This is a genomic window from Haloplanus aerogenes (genome assembly GCF_003856835.1).
GTDB lineage: Archaea > Halobacteriota > Halobacteria > Halobacteriales > Haloferacaceae > Haloplanus > Haloplanus aerogenes.
Genome location: NZ_CP034145.1, coordinates 3,132,906 through 3,156,312, shown reverse-complemented (window position 1 = coordinate 3,156,312; position 23,407 = coordinate 3,132,906). Strand labels below are relative to the sequence as shown.

The following is a 23,407-nucleotide window of genomic DNA, read 5'->3' as shown; positions in this document are numbered from 1 at the left end:
GCTTTCCCGCCGACTCTGCGCTTTTCAGCTATGGCCGTCCTCCCCGAGGGCTTCGCGCTCCCGCCGCTCCCCTACCTGCTCGCCCTCCTCGTCGGCCTCGGCGCCGTCGCCGCGCTCCTCTATCGCCGCCGGCCGGCCGTCACCGAGTCGACGATCCTCGCGTTCGCGCCGTGGATGATGCTCGGCTCCGCCCTTCACGTCCTCTACGTTCTCGACGCCCTCCCCGCCGTCGTCCGGCCGCTGACCGGCACGCCGGCCGTCTACCTCACCGTCGCCGTCGTCGCCGGGGCGACGTGGATCGGTGCCGACGCCGCCCCCTTCCGCGAGACGCACCGCTTTCTCGCCGCGGTCGGCGTCGTCGCCCTCGTCCCCGTCGTCGCCGCGGCCCTCGGCGTCGGCGCCGGTCGCCGGTCGCTCCGTCTCCTTCCATCCATCGCGATCCTCGTCGGTGCCGCCGTCGTCACCGGGGCGACGTGGCTCCTGCTCCGCCGACTGCGCCCCGAAGTGGCTCTGACCGGTCGCGTCGGCGCCCTCGCGGTCGCCGGCCACGCCCTCGACGCCGTCTCGACGGCGGTCGGGATCGACCTCCTCGGCTTCGGCGAGCGGACGCCGCTCTCGGCGCTCATCATCGAGTTCGCGGCCTCGCTCCCCACCGCGCCCCTGATCGGGAGCGGGTGGCTGTTCGTCCTCGTGAAACTCGCCGTCGTGGGGGTGGTGGTCGTCGCGCTGACCGAGACGGTGCGGGAGGCGCCGACGCAGGGTCGACTGATCCTCGGCTTCGTCGCTGCGGTGGGACTCGGCCCCGGCGCGCACAACGTGTTGCTGTTCGCCGTCGCCGGGTCACCGACCTAGCGCCGCCGAACCGCCCGGTAGCCGTAGTAAGCGCCGACCAGCCACAGAACTCCACCGACCAGTAGCCCGCCGTAGAACGCCGCCTCGCCGTACGCGAACGATGCGGAGTACCACGCCCGACTCACGAGGGAGACGAGGATGCTGACGGCGAAGCAGGTTATTGCGATACGAATCGTGTTCATGATCGTGCGCTCGGTCGGGTCACCCCCGCGTGACGAACCGCAACCGGTAGTCGTAGTACGTCCCGTCGTACCGCACCATTCCGGCGCCGGGGTCCTCGACGTACGCGTCCTTCTGTATGTTGCCGTCGAGGTAGGCGCGTGCGTGGAGCCCCGTCACCACCGTCCGGTACGCGTCGGAGTACGGGTGCGCCTCCTCGTAGCCCTCACCCTGTGCCTCCCGGAGGATGGACCGTGCCTTCCCAGAGAGGCGGTCACCCGAGAGGCGCGCGTCGACGAACTGCGCCCGGAGGATGGCCTCCATCCGCTCCGGCGAGTCGGCTACCGGCTCGACCGTCGCCCGGTAGACGGGTTCGTAGAACCGCTCGCGACTGACCTCGATTGCGTACACCGTCTCGCGGTAGGCGACGTGACTCGGCGCGTCGTCCCCGACCAGTCGACTCTCCTCGGCGTCGGCGTCGTCGCGGAAGACGAATCCACCGCGCTGGATCAGCCCCCACGGTGCGCCGCCGACGTTCCCCCGCGCCCGCGCCGCCATGTGGGCGACGTGGACGACCGTCCGGTCGGCCTCGGAGAGGTCGTCGGCCGCGACGGCCTCGGGTGCGTCGGACGCCTCCGCGTCCGCGACGGCCGACAGCCGAACCACCGGATGCGTGACGGACCGTTCGTTCACGACGACGTGCCCGAGGCGGTAGTACGTCCCCCCGTGGCGGGCGTATTTCGGGTCGTCGGGCCGGGAGCCGAAGGGCGTGCGGTACTGCGTCGTGTACGTTTCTCCCGCCAACGCCGCCGCGAAGGCCTCGCCGTCCCACGGTCGCTCGGTCTCCGCGAAATCGATCACGTAGCCCGAGCGGAGGGGGGTCGAGGCGTCCGAAAGGAGGAGCTGGAGGTGGCGGCTGTCGTTCTCGCCGCCGTCGAGAGTGCCATCGTCACCGCCGAGGGCGCCGAGACAGCCCGACAGCGAGAGGAGGCCGGCGGCCGCACCGGCCGCGAGGACCCGTCGTCGCGTCTGATCCATGGTGTCGGCTCGGCGCCCAGCGTGTTGGTTGCTTGGGTGACTCAAACGGACGGTTGAGCGATCTCACCGAGCCGAGACTGTTTTCTCCCCGGCGCGGCGTGGAGCTACTATGGCCATCCAGCCACACCTGCGGGTCGACGAGGACGACGTTCACGACGTGGCGCTCCTGCCCGGCGACCCGGGGCGAGTCGAACGGATCGCCGCGCAGTGTGACACCGTCGAAGAACTCGCCCACAACCGCGAGTACTACCTCGTCAACGCCGAGTACGACGGCGTCCCGCTCACCGTCTGTTCGACCGGCGTGGGGTCGCCCTCCGCGGCCATCGCGCTGGAGGAACTCGCGGCCGTCGGCGTCGAGACGGTCATTCGGCCGGGGACGACCGGCGCGCTCCAGTCGGATATCGAGATCGGTGACATGGTCGTCGCCACCGGCGCGGCGAAAGAGGAGGGGACGACCAAACGCTACGAGCGGGTGGAGTATCCCGCTGCCCCCGACTACGACGTGTTGCGAGCGCTCGTCGACGCCGCCGAGGCGAACGACGAGGCCGTCCACGTCGGCCCGATCGTCACCGACGACGCCTTCTACGCCGAGACGGACGAGTACGTCGCCGACTGGGAGGACGCCGGCTTGCTCGCGGTGGAGATGGAGGCGGCCGCGCTCTTCACCCTCGCTCGGCGGAAGGGCCTGCGCGCCGGTGCCATCTGCACCGTCGACGGCAACCTCGTCGAGGGCACGCAGAAAGGGAGCGGCGACGTGTCGGCAGACGAACTCCCGCCGAAGGCCCGCAACAACGTCGAGCGGATGATCGAACTGGCGTTAGACGCCGCCGCGACGCTCGGGTAAGCGAGGATGTTCGAGGGGGTGATCGCTCGACTCGTCGCCGTCGCCCGCCGAATGCGGCGACTCGAACGGCGCGAACTCGCCGCCTTCGGGCGCTGGCTCCAGCACACCGGCAACCTCCTCCACCTGACGGTGCTGGTGGCGGTCCCCCTGCTCATCGGACTGGTGACGCTCATCTCGAACGCGCTCACCGAACTCTCCTTCCTGCTCTTCCCGCCGCTGGCGTCGGGGGCGTACACGCTCTTTGCCGACCCCGAGGGGCGCTACGCCTCGCCCCGGAAGTTCGTCGTCGGCCTCGTCGTCGGCGCGTGCTGTGGGTGGGCGGCGCTCGGCCTCTCCGCGTGGGCGCCGTTCTTCCCCACCGCGGCCCCCGTCTCGCCCGCGAGCGCCGCGCTCTCCATCTTCCTCACCGGTGCCGCGACGTGGCTCCTCGACGTGGAGGAACCCGCCGCCTTCTCGACGGCGTTGCTCGTCCTCGTCACCGACGACGCCTCGCCCGAGGCGTACGTCACCAGCGTCGCCGTCTTCGGTGCCCTCGTCGCCGTGGTCTTCTCCCTCTGGCGCTCGCGCTTCTACGAACGCCGCGCGCAGTATCTCTACGACACGGCACAGGGTGACGATCACGTCCTCGTGCCGATGCGGGGGGATCACGACCGCGCGGAGACGACGGCGCTGTTCGGCGCGACGCTCGCCGCCGCCCACGACGCCGGGAAGGTGGTGTTGCTGGCGATTCTCGACGAATCGGCGGCCGATGCCGACGTCGACGCCAACGCCGACCCGGCGCTCGACGACGTCGCGACGGAGACGGCCGAACGTCTGGAGGCGACCGCGGAGACGGTCCGAACTCGTGCCGGCGTCCCCTGCGAGGTGGTGGTCGCCAGCGGCGCGCCCGTACCGACGACCGTCGAGACGGCGGCGAACACGAACTGCGACCTCGTGGTCACGCCCTACGAGGAAAAGCAGGGGTTGCTCTCGCCGTACGTTCGCGGCATCTTCGACAGCCGCTACGACACCATCGCCTTCCGGCCGACGACGGGCCGTCGCCGCTGGCGGCGCATTCTCGTGACCGTCGCTCGCCCCGGCGACACCGCCCACGCCATGCTCGATTTCGCCGCGCGACTGGCCGGCCGGAGCGGGACGCTGAGCGTCTGCACCTGTATCGACGCCGAAGTGGAGCGCCGGGGGGCGGAGACACGGCTGGCCGACCTCGCGGAGACGGTGGACGTGGACGTGGAGACGCGGGTGGCCCGGAGCCGGATCACCGACTTCATCGGCGCCAACGCCGACGCCTACGACCTGTTGCTCGTCGGATCGTCCGGCGAACGCTCGCGTGCCTCGCGGTTCGTCTCCCCGCCCACCTTCGAGCGGTTACACGACGTGGACTGCGACGTGGCGGTGATCGACCGCGGGCATCCCTAGATTTCGTCGAGCAAGCGATCCGCCACAGCCTCGGTGTCGACGTCCCGGCCCCCGAGCGCCGACTCGACGAGCAGGTGGCCGCCGATGCTCGCGGGGCTGATTACCGTGTCGGCGCCCGCACGCCGGAGTTTGGCCACGTTCTCGCGGTGGGTCGCCGCCGCGACGATGTGGATGTCTGGCGCGAGGTCACGCACCGTCAGGATGGCGAGGGCGTCCGCCGCGTCGTCGTTCGTCGCCGCGACGACGGCCCGCGCCTCCTCGACGTGGACGCGCCGAAGCGTCTCCTCGTCGCTCGTGTCGCCGGTGAGCGTGTCGATACCGCGTTCGCTCAGCCGTCGTGCCACGTCACCGTCCGGGACGAGGACGAGGAAGGGTGCTTTGCCGTCCAGTTCCTGAATGATCGCCTCGGTCAGGTCGCCGTGACCGAGGACGAGGATGTGATCGTCGAGCAAGTCGAGTTCTGATTGGGTCATCTTTCCGAGTGCCTTGACGAGTCGGGCTTCGATGGCGGGCGTCAGCAGGACACCGAGGGCGATGGCGAAACTCGCCGTCCCGACGACGAGCGCCGAGATACCGAACAGCCGAGCCACTGCCGTCTGGGGCGTGATGTCACCGTAGCCGACGGTGCTGGAGGTGACGATGGCGAAGTAGACGGCGTCGACCACCGTGTTGATCCCGCCGAACTCCTCGCGGAGGGCGTACGCGCCCGTCGTGATGTACACCTGCGAGCCGCCGAGAGCGAGGAGGGCGGCCAGTTGCGTGGCCGAGAAGTCGACCGAGCGGTCGAACCGACGGCGGTTGAGCGCGACGGCGGGCAGCGCGAGGACGGAGAGGACCACCAGCGGAATCGACGTTTCGCTCGCCTGCACCAGCCCCTGTCCGGCGGAGACGACGAGCAGGCAGATGGTCGAGTACCACGCGGCGCGAAGGCCTCGTCGGAGACCGAGCGCGCTCCCGAGCAGCAGAAAGCCGGTGAGCGTGCCGGTGAAGCCGGCGGTGGCGCGGGCTACCGGGGGGACGAAGGGGACGAGCGGTCGCCCCGTCGGCGACCCCATGTGGACGATGCCCGTCACCATCGAGAGTGCGCCGGCGAGGAGCGTCAGGCCTACTGCGGCCCGCACACCGAGAAACCGATCACCCCGACTCGCAGCCATGCCTACGCTCTCGGGCACGGGATTGATAAAGGGCTCGTCGCCCGCCCGGCCCGTTAGCGGTTTACGCCTCGGCGCCGAGACGCGACTATGGCCTCCTTTCCGGTCGAAGTCCTCTTTGGCCTCTATCTCGGCATCCTGACGGGCATTATTCCGGCGCTGGTGTCGTGGGCGTTCGGCTTCACGTTCAAGTACATCACCGGCGTCACCGTCCCTGCGTTCGGTGTCATCGTCCTCTCCGTCGCTATCGCCGGCGTCAACGGTGGCCTGATGGCGCTGAACGATCCGACCTTCACCCAGTCGGCGAATCAGGTCCGCCTGACCGTGGCAGTCATCGTCGTGTTGATGCTCTCGCTGTACGCGCACAGTGCCGGCGACAAGATGGGGGCGGAGTTCCCCCGGAAACTGTCGCTGCGCAAACTCACCGACCGAACCCTCTCGACGGACGTGATCCAACTCGTCGGCGGCCGCGGGCAGGTCGCCGTGCGCGTCTCCGGCGACGTGGGCGACATGGAGGGGTATCCGTCCGTGCCCGCGGACCTCCGCCGGGAGATTCGGGAGTGGACCGCCACCTTCCCCGCCGACGTGCCGGTGGTCGAACTGGAGTCGCGGGTGGCCGACCGCCTCCGCACCGAGTTCGACCTCGCGGACGTGGCGGTGACGCTCGACGAACGCGCCCGAGCGACGGTGAACGCCGCGCCGCCCCTCGGCGGCCTCTCCAAGCGCATCCCGCCGGGCAAGCGCGGCGTCTCGGTCCGGGGGCTCCTGCCGACGGGTACCGCTCGCGGCGACGAGGTGGCACTCACGGCCCCCGACCGAACCTACCGTGGGACCGTCGTCAGCCTCCGGAGCGACAGCGCGCGCGACGCCGCGCGGACGGCCGACACCAGCGCCACCGACGGCGGGACCGATCCTGTCCCCGACCCCACTGCCACCCCGTCGCTCCCCGTCGCGGACGGTGGCGACGGCCGCCTGACCGTCGCCGTCGACGCCGGGCAGGCGTCCTCGCTGCTCGGGTCGGCCGTCGACCGCCTCACCGTCCTCTCCCGGGGGACGCGCCGGGAGTACGAACTCCTGACGCTCCTCCGGCGGGCGGGCAACCGGATCCGGAAAGTGACGATCCGGGAGGGTGCGCCCGTCGCGGGCACGACCATCGGTAACGCCGACCTGCGGGACGCCCACGGCGTGACGGTCCTCGCCGTCCGCCACGAGGGGCGCTGGCAGTTCGCGCCCCGCGGCTCGCAGGCGCTCGCCGTGGGTGACGACCTGTTCGTCGTCGGGGCGTACGACGCCGTCTCGGCGTTCCGGGAGGCGGTCGCGTGATGCAAGTGTCCGTGCCCGCGGTCGATCCGTTCCTGCTTCGCACGCTCGCCCGCCTGCTCGCCTTCGCCGTCGGGGCCGCCCTCGTCAGTGCCGTCGCGGCGCTCGTCTACCGCTGGTACACCAAACTCCGCCTGCCGCTGTGGCTGTCGATCCTGCTCGGCCTCTCGGTGGTCGCGCTGGCGCTCAACACGGTCGGGGTGTTCACCGACCTGCTCAGCGGCCAGACGAGCATCTTCTCGGTCGAACGGATCGTGTTCAACGTCCTCGCGCTGGGTGTCGGCGCGATCAGTGCGCCCGTCGGCCGCCTCGTCGGTGACCGCGTCGCGACCGACGTGTTCGCCTTCGCGGGCGCGCGCGAACTCGACGTGGAGGTGAGTCGGATCGTCCGCTCGGTCGGCCGCATCACCGACGTGACCCTCCCCGAGGACGCCGACGACATCGATGACATAGAGGGGTACGATCCGGTGAGTCCGGCGACGAAGGAGACGCTCGCGGGCAAGACGCTGATCTTCCCCCGACGACTGTCCGTCTCGGAGTTAGAGAACCGGTTCGTCACCCGTCTGCAGGACGACTACGATGTGGGTCACGTCGACGTGGAACTGACCGACGACGGTACGATCGAGTATCTCGCACTGGGGAGTCGCGCGACCGGGATCGGCCCGACGCTCGCACCGGGGACCGTCGCCGTCGCGGTCCGGGCCGATCCCGCCCACGCCGCCAGTCCCGGTGATCGGGTGCAGGTGTGGCGGACGGAGCCGGCGGCTGAACGCCTCCTGACTGGCGAACTCCGGGCACACGTCGACGACGTGGCGACGCTCGCCGTCGACGGGGAGGAGGCGACCCACCTCGACGCCGACGAGACGTATCGGCTGGTTACTCTCCCCGCTGAACCGCAGGCCGAACGCGAGTTCGCGTCGCTCCTCCGAGCGGCGGAAGAGACCATGTACGTCGTCAACGTTGCTGCGGGGAGCGACCTCGTGGGCGTGGCTGTCGAGAGTCTCGATGCGACGGTCGTGGCGGTCCAGAGCGAGGACGGGACCGTCGACGACCTGCCCGACGATCGGACGCTCGCGCCCGGCGACGCGGTGTACGTCGTCAGCCGTCCCGAGACGTACCGACGGCTCGACGCTCGAAGCCGGGCGCCGGAGGCGTAGACGCAACTCCTTTGACCGACGGGGCGCGACACGTACTCATGCAGTGGAAGTTGTTCGCGGACCTCGCGGAAGTGGCGGGCGACCGGGAGATCCGTGTCGACGTGGCCCCCGGCGCGACGGTCGGCGACGCACTCGACGAACTGCTCGACACCCGCCCCGCGCTCCGGGAGCGCGTCCTCGACGACTCGGGTACGGTGGCCGACCACATCAACGTCCTCCGGAACGGCGAGAACGTCCACGCGGGCGACGGACTGGAGACGGAACTGGAGCGTGGCGACGAACTCGCGCTGTTCCCGCCGGTGAGCGGCGGGTAAAATTAGTCGGGCCGCGGACGCGCGATGAACAGTGTCTGGACGAGGTTGAACGGGTCGTACGTCGACTGGTGGCACTGGCAGTAGACGCTGTTCGGGTTCCCGAACCGGCCGGCATCGGCCGACTGCTTGTAGCCCGGCACACAGCAGAAGTGCGTACACTTGTTGAGCCACGCGATGAAGCCCTCCGAAGTGCTCGCCTGCAACCACTCGTCGTCTTGAGCGGCTTCCTCGATGCGCGTGCTGCGGAGCAACTGAATCGGGATGATGTCGCTGGCGTCCTCGGAGCGCCACCGGCCACTCGCGGGCTTCCCGGTGCCGGGGTCACCGATGCCGTTGCCCCACTCCTCGTAGTCGCTGAAGTCGTCGACGTGGAAGCGGTCGCCCTCCTCCTTGCTCTGTGACTGCCAGTTGTAGGCGGGGTTCGACCCGGAGCGGAAGTAGTTCTCACTCTCGTATCCGGGCTGGATGCCGCCGTATCCCTCGACACCGCAGTACTGGAACCACTCGGAGGAGTAGGTGGAGCCGCCGAGATCCATCTCCGCGACCTGCACCTCTCGCCCACCCTGCGTGACGGTCTCGACGTCGGGCCAGACGCCCTTGATGTAGCCCTCGGAGTCGATCTCGATGGGGATCTGCGGCATGCCGCGGGGTGCCGGGCCGCCGGTGTTCTCGATGGCCCACGCTTGGGTGCTCCCGCCGCCGGCCCCGGGCGAGGCGGTCGCGCTGTTGACGGTCACCGTCCCGAGAGCGCCAACGCCGGCGAGCGCCGAGCCCCCCACGACGCCCTTGACGAATCGCCGCCGGCCGCTCTCTTCGGGATATTTGTCGTCCGCGCTCATGCTCGATCCTTGGAGCGGCCAGTGAAAAGCATGACGAAGTGCTTGGCGAGGCCTATTTCCACGGCGCGTTCGGGAAGTCGACCACCCGCTTCTCGCGCTCGATCCCGTCGATTTTCGCCACGTCCGCGTCGTCGAGGTCGAGATCGAGCGCCCCGTAGTTCTCGCGGACGTGCGCGGGCGTCCCCGACTTGGGGATGGGGACGACGCCCTTCTCGACGACCCACGCCAGCGACACCTGCGCCGGCGTAGCGTCGTGTTTCTCGGCCACCTGCCGAATCTCGGGGACGTCCGCGACAGCGTTGCGTGCGATAGGAGCGTACGCCACTAGCTGGTAGCCGTGGCGGTCGGCGTGGGCCCGGAGGTCGTCTTGCTGGAGCAGGGGATGCAGTTCGACCTGGTGGGCGGCGGGCGGTTCGCCGAGGTGGTCGATGGCCTCGTCCATCCCTTCGGGCGTGAAGTTGCTGAGGCCGACGTGGCGGGTCAGGCCCTGCTCCCGTGCCGCCACCAGCGCGGGGAGCGTCTCCTCGGGGTCGTAGGTGTCCATCGGCCAGTGGACGTACAGCAAGTCGAGCGTCTCGACGCCGAGCAGATCGACGCGCTCGCGGGCGCTTTCGAGGAACGCATCGTAGCCGAGGCGGTCGCGCCACACCTTCGACGCGACGACCACGTCCTCGCGCGGCACGTCGCTCTCGGCGATTCCGGCGCCGACCGACGCCTCGTTCTCGTAATACTCCGCGGTGTCGACGTGGCGATACCCCGTCTCCAGTGCCGTCTCGACGGCGGTGCGACAGCGGTCGGGATCGGTGAGTCGGTACGTGCCGAAGCCGAGTCGTGGGAGATCCATACCGGCCGAACGACCGCTGGCGTGTCCAACCCTGCGATACCGGCACGACGGGCCGGTTCGAAGTACGTCGGATGCGCACGCGACACACGGCGAGGGCGTAGGCGAAACGATTTTCATGTGCGCTCGCGCATGGTCGTTATGCCGACGGAACCCGAGACAGGGTACGACCCGGATCTGGGTCGGAAGTTCGTTTTCGTAACTGGGGGTGTCATGTCCGGTCTCGGCAAGGGGATCACGGCCGCGAGCACCGGCCGCCTCCTGTCGAACGCGGGCTTCGACGTGACCGCCGTAAAGATCGACCCGTATCTCAACGTGGACGCGGGGACGATGAACCCCTACCAGCACGGGGAGGTGTACGTGCTGAAAGACGGGGGCGAGGTCGACCTCGACCTCGGCAACTACGAGCGCTTCCTCGGGACGGACATGACGTTCGACCACAACGTCACGACGGGGAAGACGTACAAACACGTCATCGAGAAGGAGCGCGCGGGCGACTATCTGGGCAACACGGTCCAGATCATCCCGCACATCACCGACGACATCAAGCGGCGCATCCGCGAGGCCGCCGAAGGGACCGACGTGTGTCTCGTCGAAGTCGGTGGCACCGTGGGCGACATCGAAGGGATGCCCTACCTCGAAGCGCTCCGGCAGTTCTCCCACGAGGAAGAGGACGACGACGTGCTCTTCGCGCACGTGACGCTCGTCCCCTACTCGAAAAACGGCGAGCAGAAGACCAAGCCCACCCAGCACAGCGTGAAGGAACTGCGCTCCATCGGCCTCCAACCCGACGTACTGGTCGGCCGGTGCGAGGACCGCCTCGACCCGCAGACCAAAGAGAAGATCGCGCTGTTCTGTGACGTACCCACCGACGCCGTCTTCTCCAACCCCGACGTCGAGGACATCTACCACGTCCCCCTGATGGTCGAAGAGGAAGGGCTGGACGAGTACGTGATGGAGCAACTGAACATCGCGGACGAGGCGCTGCCGAAGGCGGAACGGGACAGCCGCTGGCGCGAACTCGTCACCCGCGAGCGCACGGGCGAGATCGACGTGGCGCTCGTCGGCAAGTACGCCCTCGAAGACGCGTACATGTCGATCCACGAGGCGCTGAAACACGCCGGTATCCACAAGGAAGTCGACGTGAACGTCCTCTGGGTCGACGCCGACGAGATGCGCGACCACCACACCGAACGCCTGCGCGAGGCGGACGCGGTGGTCGTCCCCGGTGGCTTCGGCTCCCGTGGCGCCGAGGGCAAGATCGAGGCGATCCGGTACGCCCGCGAGAACGACGTGCCCTTCCTCGGCCTCTGTCTCGGCTTCCAGATGGCCGTCGTCGAGTACGCGCGGAACGTCCTCGGGCTTGAGGGCGCTCACTCCGCCGAAATCGACGAGGACACGCCCTACCCCGTGATCGACCTCCTGCCCGAGCAGTACGATCTTGAGGATCTCGGCGGCACGATGCGGCTGGGCGCACACACCACGGATATCCATCTCGGCACGCTCGCCCACGAGGTCTACGACGCCGACTCGTGTACCGAGCGCCACCGCCACCGCTACGAGGTGAACCCCGAGTACATCGATGACCTCGAAGCCGGCGACCTCACCTTCTCCGGCCGGGCGGGTAACCGGATGGAGATCGTCGAACTCGACGATCACCCCTTCTTCCTCGGGACGCAGTTCCACCCCGAGTTCCGGTCGCGCCCCGACCGCGCGAGTCCGCCCTTCGTCGGCTTCGTCGAAGCGACGTTGGAGCAGCTGGTCGACGAGGAACGGGAGGTGGAGGCCTGATGGTCGACACTGACGAGTTCATCGAGGAGGCAACCGAGGAGATTGCGGCCGAAGTGGGCGACGCGAACGCCATCATCGCGCTCTCTGGCGGCGTCGACTCCTCGGTCGCGGCCGCCCTCGCCTACCGCGCCATCGGCGACCAACTCACCCCCGTCTACGTCGACACTGGCCTGATGCGCAAAGGCGAGACCGAACAGATCCGGGAGACGTTCGCCTTCATGGACAGCCTCCGGATCGTCGACGCGAAAGATCGATTCCTCGACGCCCTCTCCGGCGTGACGGACCCCGAGGAGAAACGCCACGTCATCGGCGAGGGGTTCATCCGCGAGTTCGAACGCGCGGCCAAAGAGACCGACGCCGACTACCTCGTGCAGGGGACGATCTACCCCGACCGCATCGAGAGCGAGGGCAACATCAAGTCCCACCACAACGTCGGCGGCCTCCCCGAAGTCATCGACTTCGAGGGCATCGTCGAACCCGTGCGCGACCTCTACAAGGACGAAGTGCGCGAGGTGGCGCGAGCCCTGGATTTAGAGGAGGTCGTCTCCGAGCGGATGCCGTTCCCCGGCCCCGGTCTCGCCGTGCGGATCATCGGTGAAGTCACCGAGGAGAAGTTGGAGGTGGCCCGCGAGTCGTGTCACGTCGTCGAGGAGGAGGTCGCGGAACACGATCCGTGGCAGGCCTTCGCGGCCGTCATCGGCAAGGCGACGGGTGTCAAGGGCGACAATCGCGTCCACGGGTGGGTCGTCTCGGTGCGCTCCGTCGAGAGCCGCGACGGCATGACCGCACGGGCGCAGGACCTCCCGTGGGAGACGCTCCAGCGCATCCAGAGTCGGATCACTGGCGAGAACGACAACGTCGCGCGGGTCGTCTACGACGTGACGCACAAACCGCCCGCGACCATCGAGTACGAATAGTGACCCGAGCCATCCTCGCCGGGCCGGATCGGGACGGCCTCGGCGCCGCACTGGAAGTGCAGGGCATCGACGTGGTTCGCGTCGAGGGCCTCCTCACCGCGTCGGTTCTCGACGACGCCGGCGTCGACGACGCCGACCTGTTCGTCCTCACGGATCTCGACGAGGCGACGGCCATCTCGGTCGCCAAGGACCGCAACCCCGACATCCGGGTCGTCGTCTACAGTCACGACTCGCTGCCCGGATTCGCGCGCGGGCAGACCGACATCGCGATGGACCCCGATCTGTTCGGGGTGGATCTGGTGGCGGAAGAACTGGCCTAACGGGGCTAACATCCTTGAAATCTGTACTTTAGTATCAGTATGTTTGAAGTGGCCGTAATCCACAACGATGCGTACGATGGGCGCCACGACCACCATCCAAGGACGATCAGTCGTCCGGATTTTCGACGCCGGCGTCGGCACGGTGGTTGGGGTGTCGGACGACGCGCCGACTCCCGAGAGAAGCGGCGCGAACAAAACCGAAGGGGCAAATATCTCTCGCGTAGAGGGTACGAACGAACGGGAGATGGCCATCGATTCCGATGCGGCCGACGACCACCCCACGACTCCGTACCTGATGCGGACGCCACGGCTGGCGACGTGGCTCTCCGGCAGTGGCCATCGTCGCTTTTGGTGGTCGTCACTCACACCGGCCAGTCACGGGTGCTGGCCTGGCCCCGCTCGAGACACCAATTGACGCTTCGCTTTCAGCCAATCAATGAGTACGTACAAAACTACCGAGGAACGGATCGATTCGGAGCGCATCGAGAACATCGCCGCGTATATGGCCGGGCAACTCGGTCGGGGCTTCGTCTATCACGACCAGCGACGGCGTGAGGCAGCAGTCAAGGCGTTCGCGGCGGTCGACGCCCTGCAGTTCGCGCATCTCGACGAGGACGCGGCGACTGAGGCCGCCGAAGCCTACGTCGACGCGCTGTGGGCCAAAGACGAGGTCGAGGACGCCTGCCGGGTAGACGGCGACGGGCGGATCGACGCGGACGGCGTCGCCGAGGCGGACTGGTCGGCGGTCGAAGAAGGGTTCGAACGCCGCGCCGAGGTCGCTGGGATCGACTCGGCGTACGCGTCCCTGACGACCGAGGCGTGGATCAACCACAAGGCCGGCGGCGACTACTGGACGCCGATGATGAAGGCCCAGATGTTCGAACTCCGCGCGGCGATGCAGGACCCGGAGTATCCGGACAAACCGCGAAGCGGGCAGAGCGGATTCGGCCCGGAACCGGCGCGCTACGCCCTCGGAATCGAACTCCACGACACCCGGAAGTTCGACGAGGGCCGCGAGGCCATGACACCGTACTTCGAGCGGGTTCTCGATGCACACGACGACAGCTATCTCGCCTCTATCTCCGTTCCGAACTCCCTCGACTGAGGGCCGCTCTACCGCTCCCGAAGCCGCACCGTTAAGACGCCGGCGGTCGATCTCCTTCCTATGACACTCGACCGACTGGAGACGCTCGATCCGGAGTCCGAAGAGGTGCTGACGGCCGAACTGGTCGTCAGCGACGACGTGTTGGTGAAGGCGTTCGCGCTGGGACCGGACGCCGAGTTGCATCCCCACGAACACGGTGACAGTACGAACGTCTTCCACGTTCTGCAGGGGACGGTGACGGTCGTGCAGGGTGACGAGGAGGAGGCTATCGAGGCGCCGGGCGTCGTCCACCACGCCCGCGGCGTGAGTCACGGCGCGCGCAACGACACGGACGAGGTGGTCGTCTTCACCGCCAGCCTCTGTCCGATGCCGGGATCGGGCTGAGGCGATGCCCCGCGTCAGCGTCACGGCCTACGCGCGACTCCACTTCGGCTTCTGTAACCTGAGTCTCGAACGCGAGCGACTCTACGGGAGCCTCGGCGTCGGCCTCGACCGGCCGCACGTCCGCGTGACGGCGACGCCACACGACGGCGTCCGCTGCGATCACCCCGCGGTCCGCGAGTACGCCGAGCGCGTCGTCGCGTTGCTCGACGTGCCCGGCGCCGACCTCTCGGTCGAGGGCGAGTTCCCGCGGCACGTGGGGCTGGGGAGCGGGACACAGTTCGCCCTCGCGACGCTCGTCGCCGTCGCGCGTGCCACCGACGCCGACGTCGACGTGCGCGACCTCGCGCCGGATCTCGGCCGCGGCGGACGGTCCGGCGTCGGCGTCGCCACCTTCGAAGACGGCGGGTTCGTCCTCGACGCCGGCCATCCGACGGCGCGGTTCACCACCTCGCGCCCCGAGATTGGCCAGTGGTCGGTGCCGCCGGTCGCCGCCCGGCATCCGATCCCCGGGGACTGGCGGTTCCTGCTCGTCGTGCCCGACGCGCCGGCGGGCCCGAGCGGCGACGCCGAGGACCGGAGCATGCGCTCGGTCGTCGAGTCCGCGCCGCCGTCCCCGAGCGACCGTCTCGCCGGCGTGATCGCCCGGCGCGTCCTCCCGGCGATCACGGAGGCGTCGGTCGAGCGGTTCGGCGCCGCAGTCGCCGAAATCGGCCGGCTCAACGGGACGTGGTACGCCGACGAACAGGGTGGCGTCTACCGACCGCCGGCGGGCGAACTCGTCGCCGCACTCGACGACACGCCTGCGGTGTACGGCGCCGGGCAATCCTCGTGGGGACCGGCGGTGTACGGGGTGACCGACGCCGACCGGGCGGCGGCGGCGCGCGAGGCGGGGCGGGGCGCCCTCGACGCGGCCGGCGTCGACGGCCGTGTGCTGGTGGCCGAGGGGCGGAATCGTGGCGCGTGTGCCGAGCGCCGCAACGAATAACCCACCGTCGGCCGTAGGGCGTCCATGGCCCGGATTCCGTTCGGTATCGCCCGCCTCGACTCGATCATCGGCGGCGGTGCGCCACCGGGGAGCGTCGTCCTGCTGAGCGGCGAGGCGGGGGCGGGCGCCCGCGAGTTCATCCACACCAGCGCCGCGATGAACGGCCTCTACTACGGCGACACGGAGGCGTTCGAACTCCACTACGGCGAGCTAGACGCCGCCGCCGAGCCCCCCGACGAGATTCACTACGTCTCTTTCACCGCGGCCCCGGACCAGCTCGAACGCGAGATGGCGTACACGATGGAGGACGATCTCGTCCGCGCGGCGGTCGATCACGTCCACTTTCGGGACCTCTCGCCCGAATACTTCCAGCTGAGCCCGATTCCGCGGGAGTGGTACGTGGGCCAGACCCGGACGGTGAGCGATCTGGCGAGCGAGGAGCGCCGCGAGAGCGCGCTCGGCGCGCTCGGTGACTATCTCAGCGAGCACGCGGCGGGCAACCTCGTCGTCGTGGACTCCATCACCGACCTCGTCGCCGCCGTCAGCGGCGACATGACCTGGAGCGACATCGCCCTCCTCATGAAGGGCGTCCAGAAGGCGGCGTACGACTGGGGAGGACTCATTCTGATGCTGGTACAGGAGGAGACGCTGGCGCCGACAGAACTCGGCCACCTGGTCGACGCCGCTTCGGGCACCCTCCAGTTCGGGTGGGAGAGCGGCGGCTCCAAACGCGCGCGGACGATGTTCGTCAAGGAGTTCCGGGGCGTCCTCTCCCGTATCGAGGCGGAGAACATCATCCGATTCGAGACGGAGATTCACGAGGGCGGGTTCGACGTGAGCGGCGTCCGAAAAATTAGATGAGATAACTAGGCGGTCATACTTATAGCTCCGGAGGTCAAGCGCCTACAGGATGGCAGGGGAACAGTCCGAGGCTTTCCCGCCGGAGTTGCGGGACTGGGTCGAGCGGAAGGCGACCGAGCGCGACACCGACCCGGAGACGATTCTCGCGCGCGCCGCGGCGGTCTATCGCACGCTCGACGCCGAGGCGGACGACCCCTCCGAGACCCGTCTCGACGAGTTGGACGCGGAAGTCGACGACGTCGTCGACCGCGTCGCGGCGGTCGAAGACGACCTCGACGAGAAGATCGACGACGTGCGCGAGCGGGTCATCCAGATCAAACGCGAGACGGACGCCAAAGCCCCGCGCGATCACGGGCATCCGGACCTCGAAGAGCGAGTCGACGCGACTGCCCAGGCGGCCGCGGACGCCGACGCCAAAGTCGACGACCTCGCCGACCGCCTCGACCGCGGGTTCGAGAACTACGAGGAGATTCTGGAGTATCTGACCGACGCGGCCGACGATCTGGACGAGAAGACCGACACGCTGGCCAGTGCAGTCGTCGACCTCCGCGCCGAACTCCAGCGTGTCGCCGCCGCGGAACACGACCGACAGGCAGTCGACGAATTACGGACTGCCGCGAACCGGCACGGCGAGCGGACGGCGGCGTGTGGCGACTGCGACGCGACGGTCGACCTCGGCCTCCTCGCCCGTGCCCGCTGTCCCCACTGCGAGGCCACGTTCGTCGACTTCGATCCCGCTTCGGGCTTCTTCGGTAGCGCCACGCTCCAGACGGGCGACCACCCGGCCCTGACCGACGGCACGGACGACTTCAGCGTGCCCAACGACCCGGCCGACCTGTTCGACGTCGAAGTCGGGGGCTCGAGCGATGACTGAGGGTGACGATCCGGTCGACCCGTTCGGCGAGGTGGGCGATGCACCTGATTCGGCACCGGAGTCGGACACGGATGCTCCCGGCCCCGAGTCGGACGACGATAGTGCCCCGCTCGACGACCTCGCTCGCGAGGTGCGCGCCCGACGGGAGGCGCAGGAGACGGATTTCGACGCCGACGCGCCCGAGGCCGACCTCTTCGAATCGGTCGAGGTGGGCTCCGTCGACGACGAGGAGGTCTGGGAGTCGTTCGTCGAAGGCGAGACGGGCCCGGAGGATCGGGTCGGCCTCGGTGCCGAGGCCGAAGCCGTCGGCGAACCGGACGAACACGTCGTCCCGAAACGCGACTTCTGTCAGCGGTGCCCCCACTTCGCTGCGCCGCCAGATACGGCCTGCACCCACGACGGGACGACCATCGTCGAGGTGGTCGACAGCGATCACTTCCGCGTGCGGGACTGTCCCATCGTCGAGGACGAAGACGCGGCCTCGTTCGACTGACGGGGAACGACCGCAACCGTCCACCCGAGTCACCTTTGTAGGTCGACCCGCTACGCCGCACGAATGCAGTTCTGTGACGACTGCGGGTCGATGATGCACACCCGCGACGGCGAGATGGTCTGTACGTCCTGCGGTGCGACCGCCGACCGTGACGAGGAACGCGCCGCCGAGTTCGTCTCCACCGAGGCCCAGAGCGACGACGACGTTATCGAGACGGAAGAGGGCGCGAACTTCGAGGGGAAACCCACGGCGACGGACGTGACCTGCGATAAATGCGGGCACGGCGAGGCGTGGTACACGATCAAACAGACCGGTGCGGCCGACGAACCGCCGACGCGCTTTTTCAAATGCAAGGAGTGTGGCTACCGCTGGCGGGAGTACAACTGATAGGACGAACGGCGCCCCAGATCACTCCTCGTACCCGCTCGCGTGCGCCGCAGCCTGCTGGTTCTCCGCTTTCGTCTTCGCGCGCTTCCGCGCCGTCTCGTTGCCGGGCGTGTAGTAATACTTCGTTCCCGAGTCGCCCCACTGGTAGTACCCCATACGTTCGCCCTCGTGCTGTTCGTACCCCTGATGGATAGGCATGATACCATATCACGTATCGAGGGCAATGGGCGTTGCGCCGAGGCCGTACCGCGGGTAAAATTCGACCGCATCGCAGGAGATTATCACACTGCGAGAAATATAGTCACGTTAACACGTAGCAGGATATTATCTGTGAATGTGGGACTGATAGCCAACACGCGGCGGCGATTCCTCCGGCTTGTGGGTGCGGCCGGTCTCGGTGGGATCGCGGGCTGCGTCGGGGGTGACGGTGGGGGTGGAGCCACGCCGACGGCGACGGAGGTGGCGGACGAAGAAGACGACCACGAGGAGGAACGCCCCGAGGGCGTCTCGGAGGAGGAGTTCGAACACGGGCCGGTTCCGGAACCGTACCGGACGGCGCTCTCACAGGCGGAGGAGCGGCGGGACCCCGACCAACTGGCACGGAAGGAGGACGTGTCGTTTCAGGAGGCCGAGGCGGCCGTCGAGGCCGGGTCCGCCGAACCGGGCGAAGACTGTGGCAACTGCGCGGAGTACATCCCCGACAAGAATGGCGACGGCTTCGGCGCCTGCGCCAAGGTCGAGGGGTACGTCGATCCGGCCGACTGGTGTGTCCTCTGGGAGTCGATCGAGGAACACGAAGCGGAACACGAGGACGACGAGAGCGATTGAGCGGCGTGCCGTCGTCACCCTCTTTGTGGGGTGGCCGATGATATATGTCTGCAATCCAACTAATATGTGTGAGCTCGACTTCGGAGACCGACGAGACGAACGCACTGGCGAACGAACTCGAAGCGAGCGGTCTCGGGCCGGCGGGGATGGCCTCCATCGGCTCCGTCGCCCTCGCGCTGTACTACTACTACGTGCGCGGCGACGAACAGAAAGGACAGTTCGTCGGGCTGTGGCCGGCGACCATTCTCGGGTTCGCCGCGTACCTGAAGCTCAATCAGCAGGAACGGGAGGAGTAACTCAGCACTCCCGGTCGGCCATCGACAGCCGATCGCTCCCCTGTCGAACGGCCGTCGTCGCCCCTGTCTCCACGTTCACGAGCATCGCCTGCCCGCCGTAGCCGTGCGTCTGATCGTGGCCGCGGACGACGACGCAGGTCGTGTCGTCGGGCACTGACACCGTCGCCGAGCGTGTGAACTCGCGGGTGCCGTGGGCGTGCAGGAGGTCACGCCGCCCCAGTCGCTCGCCGGCGAGCGTCTCGACCTGCCACCAGTTTGCGTACCCCGCTTCGCCGTCGTCGTCGTGGTGGAGCGTCACGTCGAACCGGGTGCCGTCGTCGCGGCGGTCGAGTTCGACGGCGACGACGTTCGCCTCACGGAGGTCGAGGGCGGCCGAGTCGGATTCGGTATCGGTCACCGTCGGCGTCGTCTCGGCGGTGTCGTCGCCCTCGGCCGCCGATCCGCCGTCTCCCGCACACCCTGCGACCCCGACACCGAGGGCCGCCGCACCGGTCACCACACGTCGGCGAGTGTACCGTCGCACGTGAACACGTACGGCTCCGGCGGACAAAAGCCCTCACAGCGTGTTCTCGACGAACGCCGCCACCCGCTCGCCCACCTGCGACTCCTGTCCGACGAAGAAGTGATCGGCGGCGAACGTCTCGACGGTGGCGCCGTGATCGCGGGCCGCCGCGGCGACACGCTCGGCGTCGACGGTGTCGTCTCGGGTCCCGTACCCGATCCACAGCGGTACGCCGATCCGCCCGACGGCGGCGGCCACGTCCGTTCCGTCTTCCAGTTGCGCCATCGGTGAGAGGGCAGCGACGGCAACTACGTCCGCCTCGCTAGCGACACGGAGGGCGATGCCGCCGCCGAAACTGTAGCCGAAGAGACCCACTCGGTCGTATCGCTCGGCGGCCCATTCCACCGCGCTTTCGGCGTCGGTTCGCTCCCCTCGCCCCTCGTCCCACGGGCCGTAGTCGAAGCGGAGGCAGTCGGTACGGGGGGGAAGCGCGTCGCTGACGGCGGTCAGGCGGCCGTCGTGCCGGGTGCCGCCGTGTTGTGGGTGGGGCGGGCAGGCGACGAGGACGGCGTCGGCTTGGCCGTTCGTATCGAGACTCGCGCGCACGTCGCGGCCGCCGGGGAGGGCGAGGCGTTCGGTCGGCACGCCGGCCGCTACGCCGTGCGGGGGCACAATCCTGTCGCTCCCCGGCGGGTGAGATTTTAAGCCTCGCGTCCCAAACGGAGGGGTATGGGAATACTCTCGCGGGCCTCCTACGTCGTCCGGTCGAAGCTCAACGCCCTCCTGAATCGGGCCGAGGACCCGACGGAGACGCTCGACTACTCCTACGAGCGGATGCGCGACGAACTGCAGGAGGTCAAACAGGGCATCGCCGATCTGACGACCCAGAAGAAGCGACTGGAGATTCAGAAGCGGCGGCTGGAGGAGAACGTCGACAAACACAACGAGCAGGCACGGGAGGCGGTGCGACAGGACCGCGACGACCTGGCGCGGCGGGCGTTAGAGAAGAAAAAGGAGAAGATGAACCAGATCGAGGAGCTGGAGGACCAGATCGCTGACCTCCAGTCCACGCAGGACGATCTGGTGGAGAAGAAAAACGAACTCCAGCGCCGGATCGAGGAGTTCCGCACCAAAAAGGAGACGATGAAGGCGCGCTACGAGGCGGCGGAGGCGTCGACCCGCGTCTCGGAGGCGATGAGCGGCGTCGGCGACGAGATGGGCGACGTGAGTCGGGCGTTGGAGCGTGCCGAGGAGCGAACCGACGAGATGGAGGCCCGCGCGGCGGCGATGGACGAACTGCAGGAGACGGGCGCGTTCGAGGACGCCCTCTCGGATCAGGACGAGATCGACCGCCAGCTAGAGACCGGGCGAACGTCGAGTGAGGTGGACGCCGAACTGGAGACGCTGAAAGCGGAGATGGGAGAGTCGAGCGGTTCTGACACCGCGTCCGAACCGGCCGCCACCGACATCGAAGCCGAACTCGACGAGTTGCGCGAAGAAGAGGACGAGGAGTCGGCCTGATGGGCGACGAGACCGACCTCGTCGCCGCCGTCGAGCGATCGACCGATCCCGAGGTCCGCGAGACGTTCGACCGCCGGGTGCGCGACCAGGCCGAGCGCATCCGCGACGACATCCGATCCGGCCGGCTCGACACCGACGAGTTCGCGGTCGGGATGGAACTGGAGGCGTACGCCGTCGATACGGACGGCCGCCTGGCGCGGATCCCCGAACGCGTCTTCGAGCGCGGCGGCTGTGCGAAGGAACTCGGCGTCCACAATCTGGAGGTCAACTCCACGGCGACGGTGTTCGACGCCGCGGGCGTGGCCGAGCAGGCCGACCGGATCGACGCGAACGTCTCGGCGGCGATCGACGCGCTCGCCGCGGAGGACCTCGCGCCCGCCCTCGACGCGATGTGGACCATCCCACCCGTGGGAGGAACCGACGCCTATCTCGGTGGAATCGAGAAGCGGGACGGGGTGACCGTCGCCGAGAACATGCGCCACCACCCGCGCTACGTCGCCCTCGACAACGAGATTCTGGAGCGGAGCGGCGGTCGGATCACGCTCGACGTGCCCGGTGCGACCCTCTCTTACCCGACGATTCTCGCCGAATCGCTCGCCACGTCGATCCAGCCACACCTCCAGATTCCGGACGTGGACGCGTTCCCTGCGTACTTCAACGCCGCGTTGCGGACGGCGGGCCCGATCCTCGCGCTGACGAGCAACTCCCCGTTTCTCCCGGCGGACTGCTACGACGACGACCCCGACGTGATCCCGGCGACGCCCCACGAACTCCGAATCCACGTCTTCGAGAAGAGCATCAACGCCGGGGCGCCGCGGGGCGAAGGCAAGGTTCGGTTCCCGTCGGACCTCGACCGCGCGACGGACGTGGTGGACCGGGTTGTCGAAGACGAGACGTACGCGCCCGTCCTCGCGGACGGTCCGGGCGACCCCGACGACTACCGCTCGACGATCCGGGAGTACGACCACAAGCGAGGCGTCCACTGGCGGTGGGTGCGTGGCGTGATCGGCGGGCAACCCGTCGGCACCGAACACGCGGGCGCGTCGCTCCGTATCGAGTACCGCCCGCTCCCGACCCAGCCCACCGTCTGCGACACCGTCTCGGTGCAGGTGCTCGTCGTCGGTCTCCTCCGTGGACTGATCGACGCCGACCACCCGCTCACCGACCTGCCGTGGACGGCCGCGCGCGACTGCTTCTACGACGCCGTCGACCGGGGACCGGACGCCGACCTCGCGTGGGTGACGGCCGACGGCGAGCGGACTGCTGACCCCGAGACCATCTACGACGAGGTGTTCGCGTTCGCCCGCCGCGGCCTGCGGGACGCCGGCATCGCCGACGACGTGATCGACAGCTACCTCGACCCGGTCGAACGCCGGCGCGACGGGGCCGCTCCGAGCGCGTGGAAGAAAGCGCGTGTCCGCGACGCCGTCGACGACGGCGCGACTCTGCCCGAGGCCATCGAGACGATGCAGCGAGACTATCTCGACCGCGCTGGCGGCGAGACGGTCTTCGCTGACTGGTGAAGGATCATCCACCGGCCGGCCGAACCCTGATTCGATGTCGAATGGCCTCGGTGCCGGCTTCGCCGCGCTCACCCTGCTGGGGGTGCTCGGCGGTATCGCCGTCCTCGCCACGCTGTCCACCGTCGCCGCCTACGCGTGGGTCCGCCGAACCGGCCGGCTGCCCGGTCCGTTTCGATACGGCTTCGCGCTCCTCGGCGTGACGGGGTTCGGCGTCCTCGCTCTGTACGACGAGGCGCCGGCCGCCGCCGGCCTGTTTCTGTTGCTCGGTCTGCTCCCGCAGCTCGTTGCGGCCGCCACGCTCGACCGCTGGCTGTCGGTGTCGCGGCCGGACCTCGTTACCACGACGATGATGGCGTGGAGCGCGCCGTTTCTCGTCGGCGTTCCCGTCACGTTCGGGGCGATGAACGCCCTCACGTCGCTGCTCCACGTGCCGGCCGCGGGCACGTCGGGGACGAGTGTTCCGTGGATCGCCAGCGCCGTGGGCGGGGCCGTGGTCGCTCTCGGGACGGTGCTTCTCGGAACGCGTCTCGTCCACGTGGTGCGCTCGGTCACGACGCACCGAGACTGGTGATACAGTCGACAGATCGCCCGCCGGCTCGTTATCGAACGGGAGGATTCGACCCATACAGTTAACACCCATCGCGTGACGATGGCTATCGTGTCAGAGACAACGGCAAATTCTGTCGGTT

The 23,407-nt window shown here is 68.6% G+C and carries 29 protein-coding genes; 21 read left to right on the top strand and 8 right to left on the bottom strand.

The features are described 5' to 3' along the window. The first annotated feature begins 30 nt into the window (after positions 1 to 30). On the top strand, positions 31 to 852 hold the full coding sequence (locus DU502_RS16155) for a DUF63 family protein (RefSeq protein WP_121921995.1): 822 nt from the start codon (positions 31 to 33) through the stop codon (positions 850 to 852). On the opposite strand, the gene DU502_RS16150 is transcribed toward DU502_RS16155, so the two are convergent. Both DU502_RS16150 and DU502_RS16145 read right to left on the bottom strand, forming a co-directional pair. Further along, complete coding sequence (locus DU502_RS16150) at positions 849 to 1,034, bottom strand: hypothetical protein (protein ID WP_121921996.1); 186 nt, start codon at positions 1,032 to 1,034, stop codon at positions 849 to 851. The genes DU502_RS16155 and DU502_RS16150 overlap by 4 nt on opposite strands. Positions 1,035 to 1,053: 19 nt before the next feature. Next, positions 1,054 to 2,049 carry a hypothetical protein gene (locus tag DU502_RS16145; RefSeq protein ID WP_121921997.1) on the bottom strand — a complete coding sequence of 332 codons (996 nt, stop codon included), beginning with the start codon at positions 2,047 to 2,049 and terminating at the stop codon, positions 1,054 to 1,056. A gap of 109 nt (positions 2,050 to 2,158) precedes the next feature. On the opposite strand from DU502_RS16145, the gene DU502_RS16140 reads away from it, so the two are divergent. Together DU502_RS16140 and DU502_RS16135 are read left to right on the top strand one after the other, a co-directional pair. Then, on the top strand, positions 2,159 to 2,893 hold the full coding sequence (locus DU502_RS16140) for a nucleoside phosphorylase (RefSeq protein ID WP_121921998.1): 735 nt from the start codon (positions 2,159 to 2,161) through the stop codon (positions 2,891 to 2,893). Between the two features lie 6 nt (positions 2,894 to 2,899). Next, on the top strand, positions 2,900 to 4,309 hold the full coding sequence (locus tag DU502_RS16135; RefSeq protein ID WP_121921999.1) for a universal stress protein: 1,410 nt from the start codon (positions 2,900 to 2,902) through the stop codon (positions 4,307 to 4,309). On the opposite strand, the gene DU502_RS16130 is transcribed toward DU502_RS16135, so the two are convergent. Further along, positions 4,306 to 5,463, bottom strand: a complete 1,158-nt coding sequence (locus DU502_RS16130; protein WP_121922000.1) for an NAD-binding protein — start codon at positions 5,461 to 5,463, stop codon at positions 4,306 to 4,308. The genes DU502_RS16135 and DU502_RS16130 overlap by 4 nt on opposite strands. A gap of 87 nt (positions 5,464 to 5,550) precedes the next feature. Here DU502_RS16130 and DU502_RS16125 point away from each other — a divergent pair, with 87 nt between their 5' ends. The 3 genes from DU502_RS16125 to DU502_RS16115 are packed head-to-tail and all read left to right on the top strand — an operon-like array spanning position 5,551 to position 8,251. Next, positions 5,551 to 6,783, top strand: a complete 1,233-nt coding sequence (locus DU502_RS16125) for a potassium channel family protein (RefSeq protein ID WP_121922001.1) — start codon at positions 5,551 to 5,553, stop codon at positions 6,781 to 6,783. After that, complete coding sequence (locus DU502_RS16120) at positions 6,783 to 7,937, top strand: potassium/proton antiporter family protein (RefSeq protein WP_121922002.1); 1,155 nt, start codon at positions 6,783 to 6,785, stop codon at positions 7,935 to 7,937. Before DU502_RS16125 ends, DU502_RS16120 begins: the two co-directional genes overlap by 1 nt. A gap of 38 nt (positions 7,938 to 7,975) precedes the next feature. Next, complete coding sequence (locus tag DU502_RS16115; protein ID WP_121922003.1) at positions 7,976 to 8,251, top strand: ubiquitin-like small modifier protein 1; 276 nt, start codon at positions 7,976 to 7,978, stop codon at positions 8,249 to 8,251. 2 nt (positions 8,252 to 8,253) lie between these two features. Here DU502_RS16115 and DU502_RS16110 read toward each other — a convergent pair whose 3' ends face one another. Together DU502_RS16110 and DU502_RS16105 are read right to left on the bottom strand one after the other, a co-directional pair. Next, positions 8,254 to 9,090, bottom strand: coding sequence for a ubiquinol-cytochrome c reductase iron-sulfur subunit (locus DU502_RS16110; RefSeq protein ID WP_121922004.1), 837 nt, complete (start codon positions 9,088 to 9,090; stop codon positions 8,254 to 8,256). Positions 9,091 to 9,142: 52 nt separating this feature from the next. Next, positions 9,143 to 9,934 carry an aldo/keto reductase gene (locus tag DU502_RS16105; protein WP_121922005.1) on the bottom strand — a complete coding sequence of 264 codons (792 nt, stop codon included), beginning with the start codon at positions 9,932 to 9,934 and terminating at the stop codon, positions 9,143 to 9,145. A gap of 138 nt (positions 9,935 to 10,072) precedes the next feature. Here DU502_RS16105 and DU502_RS16100 point away from each other — a divergent pair, with 138 nt between their 5' ends. The 10 genes from DU502_RS16100 to DU502_RS16055 all read left to right on the top strand — a co-directional run bounded on the left by DU502_RS16100 (position 10,073) and on the right by DU502_RS16055 (position 18,048). Further along, a complete protein-coding gene (locus DU502_RS16100; protein WP_121922006.1) occupies positions 10,073 to 11,722 on the top strand; it encodes a CTP synthase in 1,650 nt (549 codons plus the stop codon). Continuing rightward, a complete protein-coding gene (gene guaA / locus DU502_RS16095) occupies positions 11,722 to 12,639 on the top strand; it encodes a glutamine-hydrolyzing GMP synthase (protein WP_121922007.1) in 918 nt (305 codons plus the stop codon). The genes DU502_RS16100 and guaA overlap by 1 nt, the downstream gene beginning before the upstream one ends. Then, a complete protein-coding gene (locus DU502_RS16090; RefSeq protein ID WP_121922008.1) occupies positions 12,639 to 12,959 on the top strand; it encodes a DUF7126 family protein in 321 nt (106 codons plus the stop codon). The genes guaA and DU502_RS16090 overlap by 1 nt, the downstream gene beginning before the upstream one ends. A 436-nt stretch (positions 12,960 to 13,395) precedes the next feature. Then, positions 13,396 to 14,064 carry a hypothetical protein gene (locus tag DU502_RS16085; RefSeq protein ID WP_121922009.1) on the top strand — a complete coding sequence of 223 codons (669 nt, stop codon included), beginning with the start codon at positions 13,396 to 13,398 and terminating at the stop codon, positions 14,062 to 14,064. 60 nt (positions 14,065 to 14,124) lie between these two features. Then, on the top strand, positions 14,125 to 14,448 hold the full coding sequence (locus DU502_RS16080; protein WP_121922010.1) for a cupin domain-containing protein: 324 nt from the start codon (positions 14,125 to 14,127) through the stop codon (positions 14,446 to 14,448). A gap of 4 nt (positions 14,449 to 14,452) precedes the next feature. Next, complete coding sequence (locus DU502_RS16075) at positions 14,453 to 15,433, top strand: beta-ribofuranosylaminobenzene 5'-phosphate synthase family protein (protein WP_121922011.1); 981 nt, start codon at positions 14,453 to 14,455, stop codon at positions 15,431 to 15,433. Between the two features lie 24 nt (positions 15,434 to 15,457). Then, positions 15,458 to 16,294 carry an RAD55 family ATPase gene (locus tag DU502_RS16070; RefSeq protein WP_121922012.1) on the top strand — a complete coding sequence of 279 codons (837 nt, stop codon included), beginning with the start codon at positions 15,458 to 15,460 and terminating at the stop codon, positions 16,292 to 16,294. A 49-nt stretch (positions 16,295 to 16,343) separates the two neighbouring features. Then, complete coding sequence (locus DU502_RS16065; RefSeq protein WP_121922013.1) at positions 16,344 to 17,168, top strand: CopG family transcriptional regulator; 825 nt, start codon at positions 16,344 to 16,346, stop codon at positions 17,166 to 17,168. After that, entirely contained in the window at positions 17,161 to 17,661 is a 501-nt protein-coding gene (locus DU502_RS16060) for a hypothetical protein (protein WP_121922014.1), read from the top strand. The genes DU502_RS16065 and DU502_RS16060 overlap by 8 nt, the downstream gene beginning before the upstream one ends. A 63-nt stretch (positions 17,662 to 17,724) precedes the next feature. Then, a complete protein-coding gene (locus DU502_RS16055) occupies positions 17,725 to 18,048 on the top strand; it encodes a transcription factor S (protein WP_121922015.1) in 324 nt (107 codons plus the stop codon). 21 nt (positions 18,049 to 18,069) lie between these two features. Here the strand turns inward: DU502_RS16055 and DU502_RS18445 are convergent, their stop codons facing one another. Next, entirely contained in the window at positions 18,070 to 18,246 is a 177-nt protein-coding gene (locus DU502_RS18445) for a hypothetical protein (RefSeq protein ID WP_158601209.1), read from the bottom strand. A 138-nt stretch (positions 18,247 to 18,384) separates the two neighbouring features. Between DU502_RS18445 and DU502_RS16050 the strand changes: the two genes are divergently transcribed. After that, positions 18,385 to 18,876, top strand: a complete 492-nt coding sequence (locus DU502_RS16050; protein ID WP_394338941.1) for a hypothetical protein — start codon at positions 18,385 to 18,387, stop codon at positions 18,874 to 18,876. A 68-nt stretch (positions 18,877 to 18,944) separates the two neighbouring features. Then, complete coding sequence (locus DU502_RS16045; protein ID WP_241966867.1) at positions 18,945 to 19,172, top strand: hypothetical protein; 228 nt, start codon at positions 18,945 to 18,947, stop codon at positions 19,170 to 19,172. A gap of 1 nt (position 19,173) precedes the next feature. Here the strand turns inward: DU502_RS16045 and DU502_RS16040 are convergent, their stop codons facing one another. Together DU502_RS16040 and DU502_RS16035 are read right to left on the bottom strand one after the other, a co-directional pair. Beyond that, entirely contained in the window at positions 19,174 to 19,695 is a 522-nt protein-coding gene (locus tag DU502_RS16040; protein WP_121922016.1) for a hypothetical protein, read from the bottom strand. Positions 19,696 to 19,728: 33 nt separating this feature from the next. Then, a complete protein-coding gene (locus tag DU502_RS16035; protein WP_241966868.1) occupies positions 19,729 to 20,346 on the bottom strand; it encodes an alpha/beta hydrolase in 618 nt (205 codons plus the stop codon). A 57-nt stretch (positions 20,347 to 20,403) separates the two neighbouring features. On the opposite strand from DU502_RS16035, the gene DU502_RS16030 reads away from it, so the two are divergent. From DU502_RS16030 to DU502_RS16020, 3 genes are read left to right on the top strand one after another with little or no spacing between them, the layout of a single operon-like run. Beyond that, the gene (locus DU502_RS16030) at positions 20,404 to 21,195 is read left to right on the top strand and encodes a PspA/IM30 family protein (RefSeq protein ID WP_121922017.1); all 792 of its coding nucleotides are present in this window, start codon (positions 20,404 to 20,406) and stop codon (positions 21,193 to 21,195) included. Then, positions 21,195 to 22,718, top strand: coding sequence for a hypothetical protein (locus tag DU502_RS16025; RefSeq protein WP_121922018.1), 1,524 nt, complete (start codon positions 21,195 to 21,197; stop codon positions 22,716 to 22,718). Before DU502_RS16030 ends, DU502_RS16025 begins: the two co-directional genes overlap by 1 nt. A 34-nt stretch (positions 22,719 to 22,752) precedes the next feature. Then, on the top strand, positions 22,753 to 23,289 hold the full coding sequence (locus tag DU502_RS16020; protein WP_121922019.1) for a hypothetical protein: 537 nt from the start codon (positions 22,753 to 22,755) through the stop codon (positions 23,287 to 23,289). The last annotated feature ends 118 nt before the right edge of the window (positions 23,290 to 23,407 follow it).